Here is a 16601-nt window from a genome sequence, read left to right on the forward strand (position 1 = left end):
CGGCGAGCGAATGGGCTTTGTTCAGACGTGTGGCCGGGGCTAAGCTGGCTCATGACACGCGCGTTCGGCGCGGGCAAAAGTTCAAGAGTTCTTCGCGCTGCACGACTTTATTGGCAGGAGACAAGATGCACGCCCCGGTTGAGCACACTATTCTGTTGATTGACGATTCGGCGGAAGACCGCGCCGCTTGGCAACGCCACTTGGGTGCGGGTCAACAGTCACGCTATCACATTCGCGAGGCCGAAACGGGCCGTCAAGGGCTGGAACTTTGGCGCAGCGCCAAACCGGACTGTGTGCTGATCGCCGCGCGGCTGCCGGACCTGAGCGGGCTGGAAGTGATCGAGCAGGCGGCGCAAGAACCGCAGTTGCGTTATACGGCGGTGGTGATGTTGACGGCCTCCGATTATCCCAGCACGGCCGTGCAGGCGTTACGCAGCGGCGCTTCCGATTGCCTGGATAAAGCGCTAGTCAGTCCGGAACAACTACGGCAGGCGGTTCAGCATGCGCTTGAAAAGGCCGCGCTCCGCCGTGAATTAGAGGAAGAGCGCGAACGGTACCGGGCGTTGACCGAAGCTTCTTCGGTGGCGGTGTGGACGATTGATGAAAGCGGGCCGAAAGAAAAGGACTGGGCGATGTGGGAAAAGCTCACCGGCCAGTCGCTGGAAGAAGCGCGAGCAAGCAGTTGGTTGAGTAAGATTCATCCCAAGGATCGGAAAAAGCTGCTGACCGCCTTTGCCGCGCCTGACGCCAAAGAAGCGCCGTTCAAAGTGGAGTTCCGCATTCTGCATTGCAGCGGCCAATACCGGTATTACGTGTTGCGTTGCGTGCCGTTGAAAAATGCCGACGGCAGTTTCCGCGAATGGGTCAGTTCTCTCAGCGACATCCACGACCGCAAACAGGCCGAACAGCAATTGCTCGAAAACCAGCATTTCATTCAAAGCATCCTCAATACCGCGCCCGTGGCCATTTATCTGCAAGACCTCCAAGCGCGCAAGCCGGTCTACCTCTCGACCCGTGTGGAAGAGATGCTCGGCTATTCCATCCAGGAACTGGAAACGATGGGGCCAGAGCGGGTCGAGCGTTTGGTGCACCGCGAAGATCAAGCAAATATCCACGATTACTTTGAGCGGCTACGGCAAGCTGACGATGAGGCGCTGCTTGAATTGCAGTACCGGGTGCAGCACAAGCACGGTTACTGGCTGTATTTGCAACGCTGCGACAAAGTGTTTGAGCGGTTGCCGAATGGTGTCCCCAAAACGATTATCGGTGCGGTGCTCGACATTACCCGCAGCAAGCAGATTGAACAGCAACTGGAAGAATCCCTCGGGCACGCCCAGCAAGCCCGCGCCGAAGCCGAAGCCGCCAACCGCACGAAAGATGAGTTTCTGGCCGTCGTCTCGCACGAGTTGCGTGCGCCGCTCAATGCCATGCTGGGCTGGGCCCGCCTGCTCAGCCAGCAATCCCCGCCGGAACCGAAGACGCTGACCAAAGCAATTGAAGTCATCTCCCGGAATGCCAGTGTGCAACGGCGTTTGATCGAAGACTTGCTCGATGCCTCGCGTATCGTGACAGGCAAACTCAAGCTGGATTTGCGCACCGTTGAATTGCCCGCCGTCGCACAAGCGGCGCTTGATGTCGTGCGTGCAACAGCCGAGGCCAAAATGATTACCCTGCAAGCCGCGTTCGACCGCGAACTCAGACCGATCACCGGCGACCCGGATCGCTTACAGCAAGTCATCTGGAATCTGCTCGCCAACGCGATCAAATTTACGCCGGAAGGCGGGCGTGTCGAATTGCGTCTCGAACAGGCCCCCGATCACGCGCGCGTGGTCGTGCGCGATAACGGCCACGGGATCGCGCCAGAGTTTCTGCCCTACGTCTTTGAGCAGTTCCGGCAAGCCGATAGTTCGAGCACGCGCCGCCATAGCGGCTTAGGTTTAGGGTTAGCGTTAGTACGGCATTTGGTCGAAGCGCATGGCGGCGGAATACAGATCGAGAGTGAAGGGGAAGGCTACGGCACAACGGTTACGGTGGAATTTCCCTTACAACTCGTGCAGATCGAAACGCGCTCGCCCATCTCTGCGCCGCTGGCGCAATTCGCAGCCCTAACGCTTGCCAACACGGCCTTCGACGAATTGCCCTCGCTCGCGGGCGCTGCTGTACTGGTGGTGGATGACGAGGAAGAGACGCGCGAAGTCATACGGTTGATTTTGGAACGCTGTGGCGCCCACGTTGTCACGGTCGCTACCTCAAACGCGGCTTTCGAGTTGCTCGCCGACGACACTGCAACGGTGCCCGATCTCTTGATCTGCGACCTCGCCTTGCCGCAAGAGGATGGATATTCGTTTATTCGCCAAGTGCGCGCGTGGGAAACGGCGCGCGGGCTGAATTCGGCGGAAGGCTTGCCCGTCATTGCGGTCATCGTCCAGGCGCGCACCGAAGAGCGGTTGCGCGCGTTGACCGCAGGTTTTCAAATGCACATCGCCAAACCTGTCGAACCGGCGGAACTGATATTGGTCGCGGCCAGTTTGCTGAAAAAAAACCGCTCACCGGCGTTGAGCCGGGACTGGCAAGCAAGGATAACTCGCTCCTTTTCCCAGGCGGCTGAGGGGGCAAGCAAGGCGGCAGAAAGCCAAGCGTCACCGACACGGATGCTCAGGCTTGCTCATCATGGTGTTCATCATTTTCACCCAGCAGCTTGTATTTTTTGATAATGCTGTAAAGGCGAGGGCGATAGATGCCGAGCAAATTTGCCGCCGCCTGTTTATTTCCGCGCGTGCGTTCGAGCGCGGCATTTACCAGCGGGCCTTCCAATTGTGCAAACAAATCCAGGGCTTCGCCATGGACTTCCGGCAAGGGCGCGCGGCTGACGATGATGCGGCATAAATCAAGTAGCTCCATTTCGGCGGGCGCGGGCGCGACAGCCGTGCCCGCGCCATTGGCTGTTGCGGTTGCCGCCCGCGCCACTGCTGGCGTTGACCACCCTGGCGGCGCGGGCAACGGTGCGACTGGCAGCGTTGAGGACGCGGCGATCGTTTGATCGAAAGGCAGATTCTCGCGTTCAATTGCCTCACCTTTGCATAGCAGCACAGCGCGTTCGATCACGTTTTGCAGTTCGCGCACATTGCCCGGCCAGGTATGCCCAAAGAGCGCGGCGTAAGCCTGCTGCGAAAACCCGCACGCCGGACGGCCGTACCGTTTCGCATACATCTGCAAAAAATGCTGGGCGAGGCGTTGGATGTCCTCGGCACGTTCGCGCAGGGGTGGCACGCGGATGAGAATTGTGTTGATGCGGTAATAAAGGTCTTCGCGCAAGCCGCCTTCGCTGACGGCTTGCAGTGGGTCGCGATTGGTGGCGGCAATCAAGCGAAAATCGGCGGCATGCGGTTTCTCACTGCCGACGCGGTAATAAACACGTTCCTGCAATACGCGCAAAAGCTTGGGCTGCAATTCCAACGGCATCTCGCCGATCTCATCCAGGAAGAGGCTGCCGCCATTTGATTGGCCGATCAAACCGTTCTTTTCGCCGGTCGCACCAGTGAACGCGCCTTTGGTGTGGCCGAAGAGTTCCGATTCGATCAACTCTTTTGGCAAAGCGGAACAATTGACTTTCACCAGCGGCTTTTTCCGGCGCAAGCTGCGTTCGTGTACGGCGTTGGCGATCAATTCCTTGCCGGTGCCGGTTTCGCCGCTGATGAACACGTTGGCGTCGGATTCTGCGATGCTGTCAATCAGTTCATACAGGTCTTGCATCGCCTTGCTGGAACCGACCAGATCGTAATATGCCTCGCGGTTGCCCCAGCGATCCTCGATCTGTTTGAGTTTGACCGCCCGGCGTCCGAATTCCAGCCCACGCCCGATCAAAAGCAATAAATTTGAAAAATCCACCGGCTTATCCACAAAGTAAAAAGCCCCTTGCTCCGTGGCTTCGCGGGCTTTGGCCTCCGAACCGTGGCCGGAAATCATAATGACCGGCAGATGCGGTACCGACTCTTTCAGCCGTTTAACCAGTTCGAGGCCATCCAATTCAGGCATCTGCAAATCGGTGAGCACCAGATCGAAAGCGTCCTCTTCCGCCAGCCGTGCGCCTTCCAGGCTGCTCGCGGTCGTGACCACTTCATAGCCTTCTGATTTCAGGTGAAACTCGGTGATTTCGAGCACCGTGGGATCGTCATCAATGACCAGAATCCTGACGTTGTTTTCCAGTTCTGTTTGTTTATTCATGTGCTTGCCTTGCTAAAAACGCTCTCTGCTTTGTGCCTCTCTTATTGCAAATTCCGCCGCGCCAAATTGGCGATGACCAACGCCAACTCCGCCGCTTCCACCGGTTTTGGCACGTGCATTTGAAAACCGGCCGTCAGCGCGCGCACGCGATCACCGCTGCGTCCAAACGCGGTCAACGCCACGGCGGGAATGCTTCCGCCGTGCGTTGCGGGCAACGCCCGTACTTGACGGATCAGCGCATAACCGTCTTCGCCTGGCATGGCGATGTCGGAAACAATGACATCCGGGCGTTCAGGCGGTTTGACTTTGCGCAGTAAATCAAGCGCCTCGGCGGCTGAGTTGACCGACAATACGTCCGCGCCGTAATGCTCCAGGACGGCGGTGACCACCTCCCGCGCATCTGGTTCGTCGTCCACGACGAGAATCGTCAGCCCGGCCAGCAACATCCGCTTGTCGGTCTTAATGCCTTTCAGTGCCAGCATTTCCTGGGTCGTCCCCGCAGTTTGTGCGCGCACGGCACGCACCGGCAACATGACCGTGAATGTCGCGCCCTGGCCTGTGCCTGCGCTCTCTGCCTGGACGGTGCCGCCGTGCAATTCGACCAGTTGTTTGACGAGCGCCAGCCCCAACCCCAGCCCGCTGTGGCGGCGCGTGTTCGAGCTGTCGGCTTGCCGGAAGCGCTCAAAAACATACGGCAGAAACTCCGGCACGATGCCTTTGCCGGTGTCGCGCACGGTGATTTGCACATGCGGGTCGGCCCGTTCCAGCTTGATCTCGACCACGCCGTTATTGGGTGTGAACTTGATCGCATTGGAAAGCAGATTCCAGAAAACTTGCTGCAAGCGATCCGGGTCGCCCGTGATGATGTCGTCTTTGGCGCGAAGCTGCACCCGCAAGTCAATGGCTTTGGCCTCGGCTGCCGGACGCATGACATCGAGCGCGGCATTGATGACATCGCTCAAATCCACCGGGCGGACTTCGAGCCGTAGTTTGCCGCTGACGGCTCGTGCCATATCGAGCAGGTCTTCGATCAGTTGGGTTTGCGTGCGGGCGCTGCGTTCGATGGTTTCCAACGCGCGTCGTCGCACCTCGTCATCTACCGCTTTGTTCAGCAGCGCGCTCGTCCAGCCCAGAATGGCATTGAGCGGAGCGCGCAATTCGTGCGAAACCAAAGCCAGAAAGCCGTCTTTGGCCTGGTTGGCGGCTTCGGCCTGCTGCCGGGCCTTTTGCGCCGCTTCATAGAGGCGCGCATTTTCGACGGCCACGGCCAGTTGATTGGCGATGGCTTCCATCAACTCCTGATTCATTTCATTGACGGCGCCCAACGGATCGAACGGGCCGACCACCAATAACCCGCTGACCGTCTTTTTGGCTTTCAATGGCACAAACATGAAAATTAGGCCTGCAAGATAGGGTTCGGCGCGCTTCGTCGGAGCCGCGCTAGGCAAGGCCTCGCCAGGCGTCGCGAACAAGGCTGGACTCAGCGGATGCAGCGCTACTTCTCCTTGGCGGCAAATCTCAGCCAACTGGCTTTGGGCCAAATTGGTAGTCGCCAAGTCCCGCAACATTGATTTCGGCAAGTGGCGGTGCGCTCTGAGTACCAGCCCTTCTTCTTCTTGCAAAAAAATGGCGGCCACTTCGACATTGAGCGTCGCTTGCAACTTTTTTGGCGCGGCTTGCAGAATCTCATCCAGGTCGAGCGATTGGCTAATCGTCACTGCAATATCGTGTAACACGCTGAGGCGGTTGCTCGTGGATTTCAGGTCTTTTTCGCGCGCATGCAAATGGCGGTTGAGTTGCACGTATTGCTCGCATGTGGACAGCCATAAATCGAGAATCTGGCGACGTTCCGCCGTAATCAGGTGGCGTTTCCCATTGAATTCCAATTCGAGTCCGGCTGGTGATTTGCCCTGCTCGCACAAAGGGCGATTCGCCAGCAAGTAATTGATCCGCGCCAGCAAATAAGCAGGCTCATAGGGTTTCGTAATGAAATTGTCCGCGCCGCATTCCAACCCGCGCAACACCTCCATGCCGTCAGTCAACACTGTCAGCAGAATCAGCGGAATGTGGTTGAGGTTTTCATCGGCTTTGATTTGCCGCGCCAGTTCAAAGCCATCCAGTTCAGGCAGGGCGACCTCGGCGACAATCAGCGCCGGACGGTGTGCGCGCAACAGCTCCAACGCCTGTTTGCCGTTCTCTGCAAGCAACCATGAAAAACCAGCTTCTTCCAAGTGGAAACACAGCATTTGGGCCTGCATCCGGCTATCTTCAACAACCAGAATCAGCCGTTCCGTATTTCCTGTTAGGGGATTCGACATCGCTGCAAATTCCTTTCCTCAACTCACTGTAATGCGCACTCGCGTGACAATTTGCCACTGATCTTCTCGCTTGTGGTGTATTCAGGTAAAACATCCAGGCAACTTTCACCACCACGTTGGATCGGTCGTTTGTGTTCAAAATCAGTACGACATTGTCTGCGCCAAGTACGATTACGCTAACCAAATACCCCATCGCAAGCTTTGTACCCATGGTTTTAATAATAACCACTTGCCTATCTGTGACGGCGGCAACCGCACTCTGCCCGGCATTAAAAGCGCTTGCGTGCATACAGCAAGGTAGCAACGCGCAACCGGAGAATTTAGAAAAACGATATGGTTGGTCAGCGCTCGAGCCAGACCTGCTGTCGTCTGACCTGCGCTCACTTCAGCGAACAGGCATTACGCCAAGCCTTTTGGGGGTTTTCTGGCCGGAGAATTGCCATGTAACGGATTGTCAAGTTGAGTTAGGCCGTTTGATGCGGAGGGAAATTATTATGCCAAGCGGCGACAAATCAAAATACACCGACAAGCAGAAGCGGCAAGCGGAGCACATTGAGGAGGGATACCGGGAACGTGGTGTTCCGGAAGGGGAGGCTGAAGCCCGTGTCTGGGCTAGCGTCAATAAAATCCACGGAGGAGGCAAAAGGGCGGTTCCGGGCGCGGTAAGGCCGTCAACAAAGAGCCAGCGAAAAAAGGAGGGCGAAGCGGCGGTGCTAGTGCCGCGCGCCGCCCCGCTGCGGCGCGTAGTGCTTCGGCGAAAAAAGCCGCCCGGACACGCGCCCGTAATGCTGGAACGAAGTGATCATGCAGCAGGAAAAGTATAAATATCGGTTGGAGCGAGACCCGCTCGGCCAGGTGCGTGTTCCGTCGGAAGCCCTCTACGGCGTGCAGACCCAGCGGGCGTTGAACAATTTCCCGATCAGTCGCTTGCGCATCCACCACGCTTTGATTACGGCGCTGGCAGAGATCAAACAGGCCGCCGCTGAAGCCAATATCCAAACTGGACGCCACTCCGCCACGCTGGGCGAAGCTGTGATCCTGGCCGCAAAGGAAGTGATCGCCGGTCAGTGGCGGGAGCAGTTTTGCCTGGATGTCTTTCAGGCGGGCGCCGGAACTTCTTACAACATGAATGTCAATGAAGTGATCGCGAATCGCGCGCTCGAATTGCTAGGATTCGAGCGCGGCGCTTATGCGCAGCTTCATCCGAATGACCACGTCAATCAGTCGCAGTCTACGAATGACGTCATGCCGACGGCGATGCGGATTGCCGCGTTGCGATTGCTGCACGAACTGGCGCCGGTGCTAGCTGGGCTTAGCGAATCATTCGATACAAAGGCACTGGAATTTTCCGGCGTCACCAAATCAGGCCGCACGCATTTGCACGACGCTACGCCAATGACGCTCGGTCAGGAATTCGCCGGGTATGCGGAAAATCTGGCGCGTGCACTCAGGCGGTTGCAGGTAGTGGAAGATTCATTGTTGGAGGTTCCGCTCGGCGGAACTGCCATCGGCACCGGCATCAATACGCATGCTGATTATGCGCGGCTGGCAGTCACATGCCTGAGTCGAATCACAGGCTTAGCCCTACGCGAAGCACCCAACCGGATTCAATCCCAACATAGCCTCGGAGATTTTCTTGCGCTCTCCGCCGCGTTGCGTGGTTACGCGGTGGAGTTGAACAAGATTGCGAATGATTTGCGGCTACTCAGTTCCGGGCCGCATACCGGGCTTGATGAAATCGAATTGCCAGCCGTGCAGCCAGGGTCTTCGATTATGCCCGGCAAGGTCAATCCAGTGATGGCTGAAATGGTCAATATGGTCTGCTTCCACGTGATTGGTCATGATCTTGCCATCACCTTGTGCGCGGAGGCTGGGCAGCTTGAGTTGAATGTGATGATGCCTTACGTGGCTTATGCTCTGCTCGAAGCGCTCGAAATCATGAAGAATGCGGCGCAGGCGTTCGATGAAAAATGCGTCCGGGGGATCCGTGCGCATCCGGAGCGTTGCCGGGAGTATGCCGAACGGAGCGTCGGACGGGCTACTTCACTCAACCAAACACTCGGTTTTATGGGTGCCGCTGAAATCGCGCAACGCGCCATTGAAACTGGCAAGAGTATTGACGAGCTGCTTCGTGAACGCTAACAGATTTTGTCAGTACGCTGATGAGGATGAGTAAGAACATGTTACCCGGAGCAGCGGAGTATCATTGAAGAGCCGTCATACACGCTCAAGCGCTGCAAACGGAAGCCGCTCGCAGACCTGGGCTAGCCGCAACTCCGCTTCAGCCTCATTCATACAAATACGGCTGCCTGTGAATATGTCGCGATAGCAACCCCGCAGCTCAGCGTGCATTTGGATGGCAGTATCGTCCCAGACGCGGCTGCCTGTGGGCGCTTCGGCCTCTGCCAGCAGTGAGAGGAAAAAGCGCGTTGCCACAACGATCACGGTCTGCTGCTTGTGGCGGCGCGCAAAACTGACGACGTGACGCGCCCGTGCGCCCATGCTTTGCAGCGGCAAGTATTGGCCGCATTCAAATACCTCGCGGTGTTTACGTCGAAAATTGAGCGCTTGGCTTGTCACAAATAGCTTAATCCTTCCGTCCATGAGATTCCGCAGCAATTCTTCCGCGAACATTGGCGCGTCCGGCTCATTGGTCGGGCGCAGTGAAATAAGAAGCTGCTGGCGCCTGGCGTAATCAACGGGCTGGCGGTTATCCGGATCAACCAGACTGAAATCCCAAAGTTCCGTGCCTTGATAAAAATCAGGCACGCCGGGTACCGTCAGCTTGAGCAGCGTCTGCGAAAGCGAGTTGAAAGCGCCCGCCCGCGCCAGCGGCGCTTGAAATTCCTGGAAGGCCGGCAGGAATGGACCGTCTGGCATCAGAATGCGTGTCGTGAAATCGCGCATGGCCTGTTCGTAGTCCTCGTTTGGACTGAGCCAACTTGAGTGTCGTTTGGCTTCCCGCAGAGCCTTGACCATGTATTCCTGCATCCGTTGCAGAAAGGATTGGCGCGCCGTGTCATCCTCGAATTGGAATGGAAAGGCGCCGACCAGCGTTTGATAGAGCAGATACTCATCGCGGGCGTCCGGTGCAGGCAAATCGTTTACGTCCGTTTTGAATTTCCGGTTAAGGCGTTGCCACAGGCGCAGGGCGCGATCCCAGCGCGCCGGTATTTCAGATAGGACATTAAGCCGCGCGCGGACGTCTTCGCTGCGTTTGGTGTCGTGGGTTGAGGTGGCGAGCAGCGTATGTGGCCACTCAGCCAAGCGTTGCTGATTCGCCGCATGAAAGGCGGTGGGAGAAAGCCCAAAGCGCGCGGGATGGCTACCGACTTCGCATAACGAGGCCAACGGGTAATAACGGTAAAACGCCGTATCCTCGACCCCTTTCGCCGTGACCGGGCCGGTTAGTTGCTGAAAGCGCATGACGAAATTGCGCCGCTCTAAACGCTGCTCCGCCGCAAGGTCGCCCGGTTCTTCCAGCAACAACAGCGAGCGGATGAAGTCGAAAATCGTTTTGCTGAGCGCTGGGTTACGAAGCTGCGCGCGTCGCACGGCAATTTGGATGGAACGCCGATCTTCTGCGCTGATTTCAGGGGTGCCGATTTGGGGCTGGGATTCATTTTTCCGAGGGTGAATGTAACTGCGATAAACCGGAAAGCACGCAATTACCTCACCGAGCGCCTGGTGTAGGCTATTGAGAGTGAAATCGCGTGAGTACCGGTGCTGTTCAGCGATGCGCTCCAGACTGCGTGCCAGCACATGCAATTCGCCGGACATGGCGGCGCGCAAGATCAGCTTTTTGCCCGCATAGGCCACCTCTTCAAAGCCCAAGGTTTCACCGGAAACTCGTTGCCAGATTTGTTGAAAAGCCGCTTGGCCACGTTCATCTACGAACAAGCCATTCAGCAGGTTGAGAAACTCGTAGCCCGTCGTGCCGTGGGCCGCCCAGCGCGCGCGTAGCCGTTCGTCGCGTCCCAAAATCTTTTCGACCACAACGTAGCATCTTTGCTGAGTCCTGGTTTGCTGGCCAGTGGTTTGCTGAGTGGCACTGGAGCCGCCTGCCGAGCGCAGCGCGCGCTGGCAGATGCGCCGCAATTGTTCCAGATAACGTTCGGGGTAGAGCAGCCCGTCAATATGATCAATGCGCAGGCCCGTGATAACGCCTTCGCGCAATAAACGAAACACCAGCCGATGCACAGCGGTGAAAACCTTTGGCTCTTCGACGCGGATGGCGGCCAGTTCGTTGACATCGAAGAAGCGGCGGTAATTGATCTCATCGGCAGCTACGCGCCAGAAAGACAACCGATAAGCCTGGGCAGCCAGCAATTTCTCCAATTGATCGAAACTGTGTTGCTCGCCTTTCACTCCGTTGAAGCTCCGCACGACACGCCTGAGTGCGCGCCGTATCTCGCGGCTGGAATTGACCAACGCGGAAAGCCGGCGTTTGACGCTTTCCTTTTCGCGGCGGCGTTGTTTCACCTTCTCTGGATTGAGTTCCTCGCGCGGTGGCAGATGCTCAAGCGCGAACATGATGCTTTCGAGTTCGGCTCGCTGTAACTGAGCCTCTTCGGTCTTTAGGGTGATTGATTCCAATAACGCTTTGAGAATCAAAATCGAGGAGCGTGGCGCGATAGGCAGCCTGGTTTCGTAATACTGAACAAAGAACCCGCCGCGCTGATAGCTCAGGCGCAGTTCCTGGTTTTCCAGCACCCGGCCATATTGATCCCCCAAGATCGGCAGCAAGACTTTGTTCTTCAGATTCTCTTTGGGTGGTTGCCAGTCAATATCGAAGAACGCGGCATACGGCGAGCTAGGACCATTCTCCAGCAGGTCATTCCACCATTCGTTGCCGGTTCCGGCAATACACATATGATTGGGCACAACATCGAGCAGCATCCCCATTCCACGCTCCCTGAGCGCCGCTGCCAACTCCTGCAAGTTCTCCTCAGTTCCCAGCTCAGGATTGAGCTGGGTGGGGTCAGTCACGTCATAGCCGTGCAAGCTGCCAGGGCGGGCCACAAACAAGGGCGAAGCGTAATAATGGCTGATGCCGAGCGCATCCAGGTACCCGACGAGATTGGCTGCTTGTGGCAACGTGAATTGAGCATGAAATTGCAGGCGGTAAGTGGCCAAGGGAATACGCGCGTCAACTTGGGTCACGGATTTCGTCATTTCATCTCATTGCAATCACTGCACGCCGAACAGACACACTGTATCGCCACGCGACATAGGCCATCCTTACAGAGCTTTGTTTCACTGGATGGCAAGTGGCGCGCCACCGTTTTAATACCGGGGTCGGCCCGCTGTAATTGAATAAGAGCAGTCCAGGAGATTGCGCGGAGTGGCTGTGTGCACGGTTCCAGTCCGATTTTGCGATAAAGCTGGCGCGTAAATTGCACGATGGGGACTGGCTTGACTCGTTCTTCAACAGCATCCTGGAGGAACCCTGTGTCGTCGCAAGTCGAGCTGATTACTAGAGTTGTTGCGACCTTTGGAAACAACAACTTAGCAAATTGGCGACGGGGACACTGAAACCCAGTGGGCGACCATCATTCTCCATTCTATATTCTCCATTCTCTTGCAGAGGCCGTCTTGATTGAGGTTTACCACTGCCCAGGAATGGGCAACAAGTCTACTGTAGTGCCATTTGGCTGGTAGTAAGTAACTCATTATTTTGAAGAGGTGTAACGATGAGAGCTAAGACGAAGCAGAAAGAATTGCATGAAGAAGGGCAAGCCTACGATCACAATACTGCGGCGGCGCCAGACTTTCAGGAACAAATCCGCCAGCGTGCTTACGCCCTGTTTCAGCAGCGCGGCAGCGACGGTGGTGACGCCCTCAGTGATTGGTATCGAGCCGAGGCGGAAATCCGGGCGGCATTAGGCGCGTCTGAGGTTAACAACTTTTCCCAAACCAAAAACAAGGCTGGCAGCCGAAGGCTTACTACCTGGGCTTTTTAACGCTGAATACCGGGATGAAAAACAATCGCAGTCTGCCCATCGGCGCGGAGGTATTGGAAAATGGCGACGTCCATTTTCGCGTGTGGGCACCACAGCACCGAAAAGTGGAAGTCGTTTTTGACGGCCTCGAAAACTTAAACTTCCCGCTGCAAGCGGAAGCGTCAGGTTACTTTGCTGGGGCGACGCGAAAGGCGAGCGCGGGAGCGTGTTACCGGTTCCGCCTCGATGAAGAGGAACGGCTTTATCCTGATCCCGCTTCGCGATTTCAGCCGGACGGGCCGCATGGTCCTTCGCAGGTGGTGCATCCGCGTGACTTTCCTTGGACAGATCAAGCCTGGCGAGGCGTGAAGCTCAAAGGTCAGATGATATACGAAATGCATATCGGGACTTTTACGCGCGCAGGCACTTGGGCGGCGGCGCAAGCGGAGTTGGCGGAGTTGGCGGAGTTGGGGGTGACGGTGTTAGAGGTAATGCCGGTGGCCGATTTTGCGGGCCGTTTCGGTTGGGGCTATGACGGCGTGAATCTGTTCGCGCCGTCACGTTTGTATGGCCAGCCGGATGATTTTCGCCGGTTTATTGATCACGCACACGCGCTCGGCCTCGGTGTGATTCTGGATGTTGTTTATAACCACTTGGGGCCGGACGGGAATTACCTCAAGAGATTTGCCGAGGATTACTTTTCGACCAAGCATAAGACCGAATGGGGGGAGGCGCTCAATTATGACGGCCCCAACAGCCAACCGGTGCGCGAATACATTCTCACCAATGCTGCGTATTGGATTACGGAATATCACCTGGATGGTCTGCGCCTCGATGCCACACAAAGCCTTTACGACGATTCGGCTGAGCACATTCTGGCGGCGTTGACGCGCACGGTACGCGCGGCGGCAAAGGGGCGAGAGACGCTCATCGTCGGCGAAAATGAGCCGCAACACATGCGCTTGGTGCATCCCGCCGAGCGCGGTGGCTACGGACTCGACGCGCTTTGGAATGATGATTTCCATCACAGTGCGATGGTGGCAATGACCGGACGCACCGAAGCCTATTACACCGATTATTGCGGCAAACCGCAGGAATTCATCTCCGCCGCCAAATATGGCTTTCTCTATCAAGGCCAATGGTATCGTTGGCAACAGCGGCGGCGCGGGTCGTCCGATTTGCGCCAGTCTCCGGCGGCCTTCATCACCTTCCTGCAAAATCACGATCAAGTCGCCAATTCAGGCCGTGGCGAACGTTGCCATCGGCTGACAAGCCCAGGACGGTATCGCGCGCTGACGGCCCTGCTTTTGCTGGGGCCTGGCACGCCCATGCTCTTTCAAGGGCAGGAGTTCGCTTCGTCGAGCCCTTTTTATTACTTTGCTGATTTTGAGGGCGAACTAAAACGCTTGGTCAGAGAAGGGCGCGCAGCCGCGCTCGCCCAATTTCGCGGCCTGGCCACGCCAGAGATGCAGGCGGCGCTGGCCGATCCGGGTGACCTCGCTACGTTTGAACGCTCCAAACTTGATTTTGCCGAGCGCGAACGCCACGCCCACGTGTATCAATTGCACCGCGAGTTGTTGCAATTGCGCCGTAACGAAGCGGTTTTTCGCGCGCAGCAACCAGACGCGCTGGATGGTGCGGTGCTGGGCGCTGAAGCTTTTGTGCTGCGCTTTTTTGGTGACGATTTGGAAGGGCACGCCGATCGCTTGTTGTTGATCAATCTGGGTGTTGATCTGGTGCTGAGCCCCGCGCCGGAGCCTTTGTTAGCGCCACCGTCAGGTCAGCATTGGGACGTGTTGTGGTCGAGCGAAGACCCGCGTTACGGCGGGTTAGGCACTCCGCCGCTGGAAACGACGGCTAACTGGCTGATCCCTGGTCATGCGGCGGTCGTGTTGCAACCGGCGGCGGGCACGACAGTGGTGGAAGCTTCGTTGATCCATCCTGAAGTGCAACAGGAAATGCTGTTGAAAGCGGCGGGTCAAAAGCTGGATTGAACAACCAGGGCAGGACAGGAGCTTGTTATGAGCGAAATCGTGCGTCGCCTTGTGTGGCCTGGAAAAGAAAACGCGGAATCGTTGTTGGCGCGGGAATGGTTAGTGACCAACGGTTTGGGCGGATATGCTTCAGGCACATTGGGTGGCGTGGCCACGCGCCGCTTTCACGGTCTCTTGATCGCCGCACTACCCGCGCCGTTCGGGCGCACGATGATGCTCAATCGGCTCAGTGAAACGCTTCATCTGCCCGAAGGCACCGCCATCTCGTTATGTGGAGAAGAAAGCCAGCCCGATGCCCCTGAGATCATCGTGGCCCAATACCTGGCCGAATTCAGGCTTGAGCGCGGCTTGCCTGTCTGGCGGTTCGAGATCGGCCAAACGGTGCTCGAAAAATATCTGCTGCTGCCACATCGGCAGAATACCGTGCAGATAAGTTACAAGCTGCTCGCAGGTCCCGGGCCAGTCCAACTCGAATTGCGGCCAGCGCTCTATTTTCGTCCGCACGAAGGGCGTGTGGATGAGCCGCTGCTTGAGCCTTATACGTTACTGGCAAAGGGCGACCGGTATGAAATTAGTGGTCGGCAAGGTCACCCACCGCTGCGGTTGCGTTTGTTAGGGGAAGAGGCCGCTCTGACCTTGAAGCGCGATCTGATCCGCGATTTGCATTATCGAGTCGAAGCGCGGCGCGGCTATGACGCGCAAGGTGTGTTGTGGAGCCCAGGTAGTTTTACCACCGAACTGTCAGTCAATCGCACGGCTACGTTGATCGCCTCGAGCGAAGCCTGGGAGACCGTCGACGCACTGGCGCCGGAAGAAGCGCTCTCAGCCGAGCGCGAGCGGCGTGAGCGGTTGCTGTTAGCCGCCCCACCGCAAGCGCAGGAAGGACTGGGCGCGGAATTGGTGCTGGCGGCGGATCAATTCATCATCGTTCCCGCCGGACGCATCGAAGAAGCCGCCCGCGCCCGCGCCGCTGGTGACGAGGTGCGCACCGTTATCGCCGGGTATCACTGGTTCACTGATTGGGGGCGTGACACGATGATCTCGCTTGAAGGTCTGACGCTGGCGACGGGCCGTCTCGCTGAAGCGGGCTGGATTTTACGTACCTTCGCGCATTACGTGCGCGACGGCCTGATCCCCAACGTGTTCCCGGAAGGCGAAAGAGAAGGGCTCTATCACACGGCGGATGCTTCGCTCTGGTTCTTCCATGCGTTGGATCGGTATCTGCAAGCGACAGGAGACCGTGAGACTTTGCGCGTGATTCTGCCCGCATTACGGGAGATCGTGCAGCAGCATTTGAACGGCACGCATTTCGGCATCGGCATGGACGAGCGCGACGGGCTGCTGCGCCAGGGCGCGGCAGGCTATCAACTCACGTGGATGGATGCGAAGGTAGGCGATTGGGTCGTGACGCCGCGCCGGGGCAAAGCCGTTGAAATCAACGCGCTCTGGTACAACGCACTGCGCTTGCTGGCGCAATGGGTCAGTCAGGAAGAGAACGCGGCTGAGGCCGAGAGCTTCAAGCGCTACGCCGAGCAGGCGAAAGCCTCTTTCAATGCCCGCTTCTGGTATGGCGCGGGCGGCTACCTCTACGACGTGATAGACGGCGAACACGGCGACGACGCGGCCTGTCGTCCCAATCAGGTGTTGGCCTTTTCCCTCACACATCCCGTACTCGCGCGGGAACGCTGGCAGCCGGTGCTGGAAGTTGTTAAAGCCCGCCTGCTGACGCCTGTGGGTTTGCGCTCGCTCGCGCCGGGACATCCTGATTACCAGGTAAAATATGACGGTGACTTGCGCACACGCGATGCGGCCTATCATCAAGGTACCGTTTGGACTTGGCTGCTTGGGCCTTTCCTGGATGCCTGGTTACGGGTCTTTCCCGCAGATGCGCCGCGCGCGCGCCGCCTGCTCAGCGAATTTGATTTGCATCTGAACGAAGCCTGCGTTGGCTCAATCAGCGAAATCTTCGACGCTGAACCGCCTTACCAGCCGCGTGGTTGTATGGCGCAAGCCTGGAGCGTGGCCGAAGTGCTGCGAACCTGGGTTAAGACGGCGTCCTAGCAAAGTCTGGTAAGGAGCGCCGAACGTGCCGCAATGTTGGAGCGCCGTACACGCGCTGTCGT

8 protein-coding genes and 1 pseudogene are annotated in these 16601 nt (G+C 57.5%); 6 read left to right on the forward strand and 3 right to left on the reverse strand.

The annotated features are described in order from the left end of the window. The first annotated feature begins 125 nt into the window (after positions 1-125). A complete protein-coding gene (locus HY011_05445) occupies positions 126-2711 on the forward strand; it encodes a response regulator (GenBank protein ID MBI3422363.1) in 2586 nt (861 codons plus the stop codon). On the opposite strand, the gene HY011_05450 is transcribed toward HY011_05445, so the two are convergent. Next, on the reverse strand, positions 2656-4224 hold the full coding sequence (locus tag HY011_05450; GenBank protein MBI3422364.1) for a sigma-54-dependent Fis family transcriptional regulator: 1569 nt from the start codon (positions 4222-4224) through the stop codon (positions 2656-2658). The genes HY011_05445 and HY011_05450 overlap by 56 nt on opposite strands. A gap of 41 nt (positions 4225-4265) precedes the next feature. After that, the gene (locus HY011_05455) at positions 4266-6542 is read right to left on the reverse strand and encodes a response regulator (protein ID MBI3422365.1); all 2277 of its coding nucleotides are present in this window, start codon (positions 6540-6542) and stop codon (positions 4266-4268) included. A gap of 494 nt (positions 6543-7036) precedes the next feature. Here HY011_05455 and HY011_05460 point away from each other — a divergent pair. After that, positions 7037-7344 (forward strand): annotated as a pseudogene (locus HY011_05460) (plasmid stabilization protein). A 2-nt stretch (positions 7345-7346) separates the two neighbouring features. Continuing rightward, positions 7347-8684, forward strand: a complete 1338-nt coding sequence (locus HY011_05465; protein ID MBI3422366.1) for an aspartate ammonia-lyase — start codon at positions 7347-7349, stop codon at positions 8682-8684. A 75-nt stretch (positions 8685-8759) separates the two neighbouring features. On the opposite strand, the gene treY is transcribed toward HY011_05465, so the two are convergent. After that, positions 8760-11717 (reverse strand): malto-oligosyltrehalose synthase, encoded by a 2958-nt coding sequence (gene treY / locus HY011_05470; GenBank protein MBI3422367.1) that lies wholly within the window; start codon positions 11715-11717, stop codon positions 8760-8762. A 545-nt stretch (positions 11718-12262) separates the two neighbouring features. Here treY and HY011_05475 point away from each other — a divergent pair. The 3 genes from HY011_05475 to HY011_05485 are packed head-to-tail and all read left to right on the forward strand — an operon-like array spanning position 12263 to position 16539. Next, positions 12263-12505 carry a DUF2934 domain-containing protein gene (locus tag HY011_05475; protein ID MBI3422368.1) on the forward strand — a complete coding sequence of 81 codons (243 nt, stop codon included), beginning with the start codon at positions 12263-12265 and terminating at the stop codon, positions 12503-12505. Positions 12506-12519: 14 nt separating this feature from the next. Beyond that, positions 12520-14478: a malto-oligosyltrehalose trehalohydrolase gene (treZ, locus tag HY011_05480; GenBank protein MBI3422369.1), complete on the forward strand. Its 1959-nt coding sequence runs from the start codon at positions 12520-12522 to the stop codon at positions 14476-14478. Positions 14479-14505: 27 nt separating this feature from the next. Then, on the forward strand, positions 14506-16539 hold the full coding sequence (locus tag HY011_05485; protein ID MBI3422370.1) for a glycogen debranching enzyme family protein: 2034 nt from the start codon (positions 14506-14508) through the stop codon (positions 16537-16539). Positions 16540-16601 lie beyond the last annotated feature (62 nt).

It is taken from the genome of Acidobacteriota bacterium (assembly GCA_016196035.1).
Lineage (GTDB): Bacteria > Acidobacteriota > Blastocatellia > RBC074 > RBC074 > JACPYM01.

Coding starts and splice junctions, on each gene's coding strand:
- HY011_05465 (MBI3422366.1), top strand. CDS start 7,347: ATGCAGCAGGAAAAGTATAAATATCGGTTGGAGCGAGACCCGCTCGGC.
- treY (MBI3422367.1), bottom strand. CDS start 11,717: ATGACGAAATCCGTGACCCAAGTTGACGCGCGTATTCCCTTGGCCACT.
- HY011_05455 (MBI3422365.1), bottom strand. CDS start 6,542: ATGTCGAATCCCCTAACAGGAAATACGGAACGGCTGATTCTGGTTGTT.
- HY011_05450 (MBI3422364.1), bottom strand. CDS start 4,224: ATGAATAAACAAACAGAACTGGAAAACAACGTCAGGATTCTGGTCATT.
- HY011_05485 (MBI3422370.1), top strand. CDS start 14,506: ATGAGCGAAATCGTGCGTCGCCTTGTGTGGCCTGGAAAAGAAAACGCG.
- HY011_05445 (MBI3422363.1), top strand. CDS start 126: ATGCACGCCCCGGTTGAGCACACTATTCTGTTGATTGACGATTCGGCG.
- treZ (MBI3422369.1), top strand. CDS start 12,520: ATGAAAAACAATCGCAGTCTGCCCATCGGCGCGGAGGTATTGGAAAAT.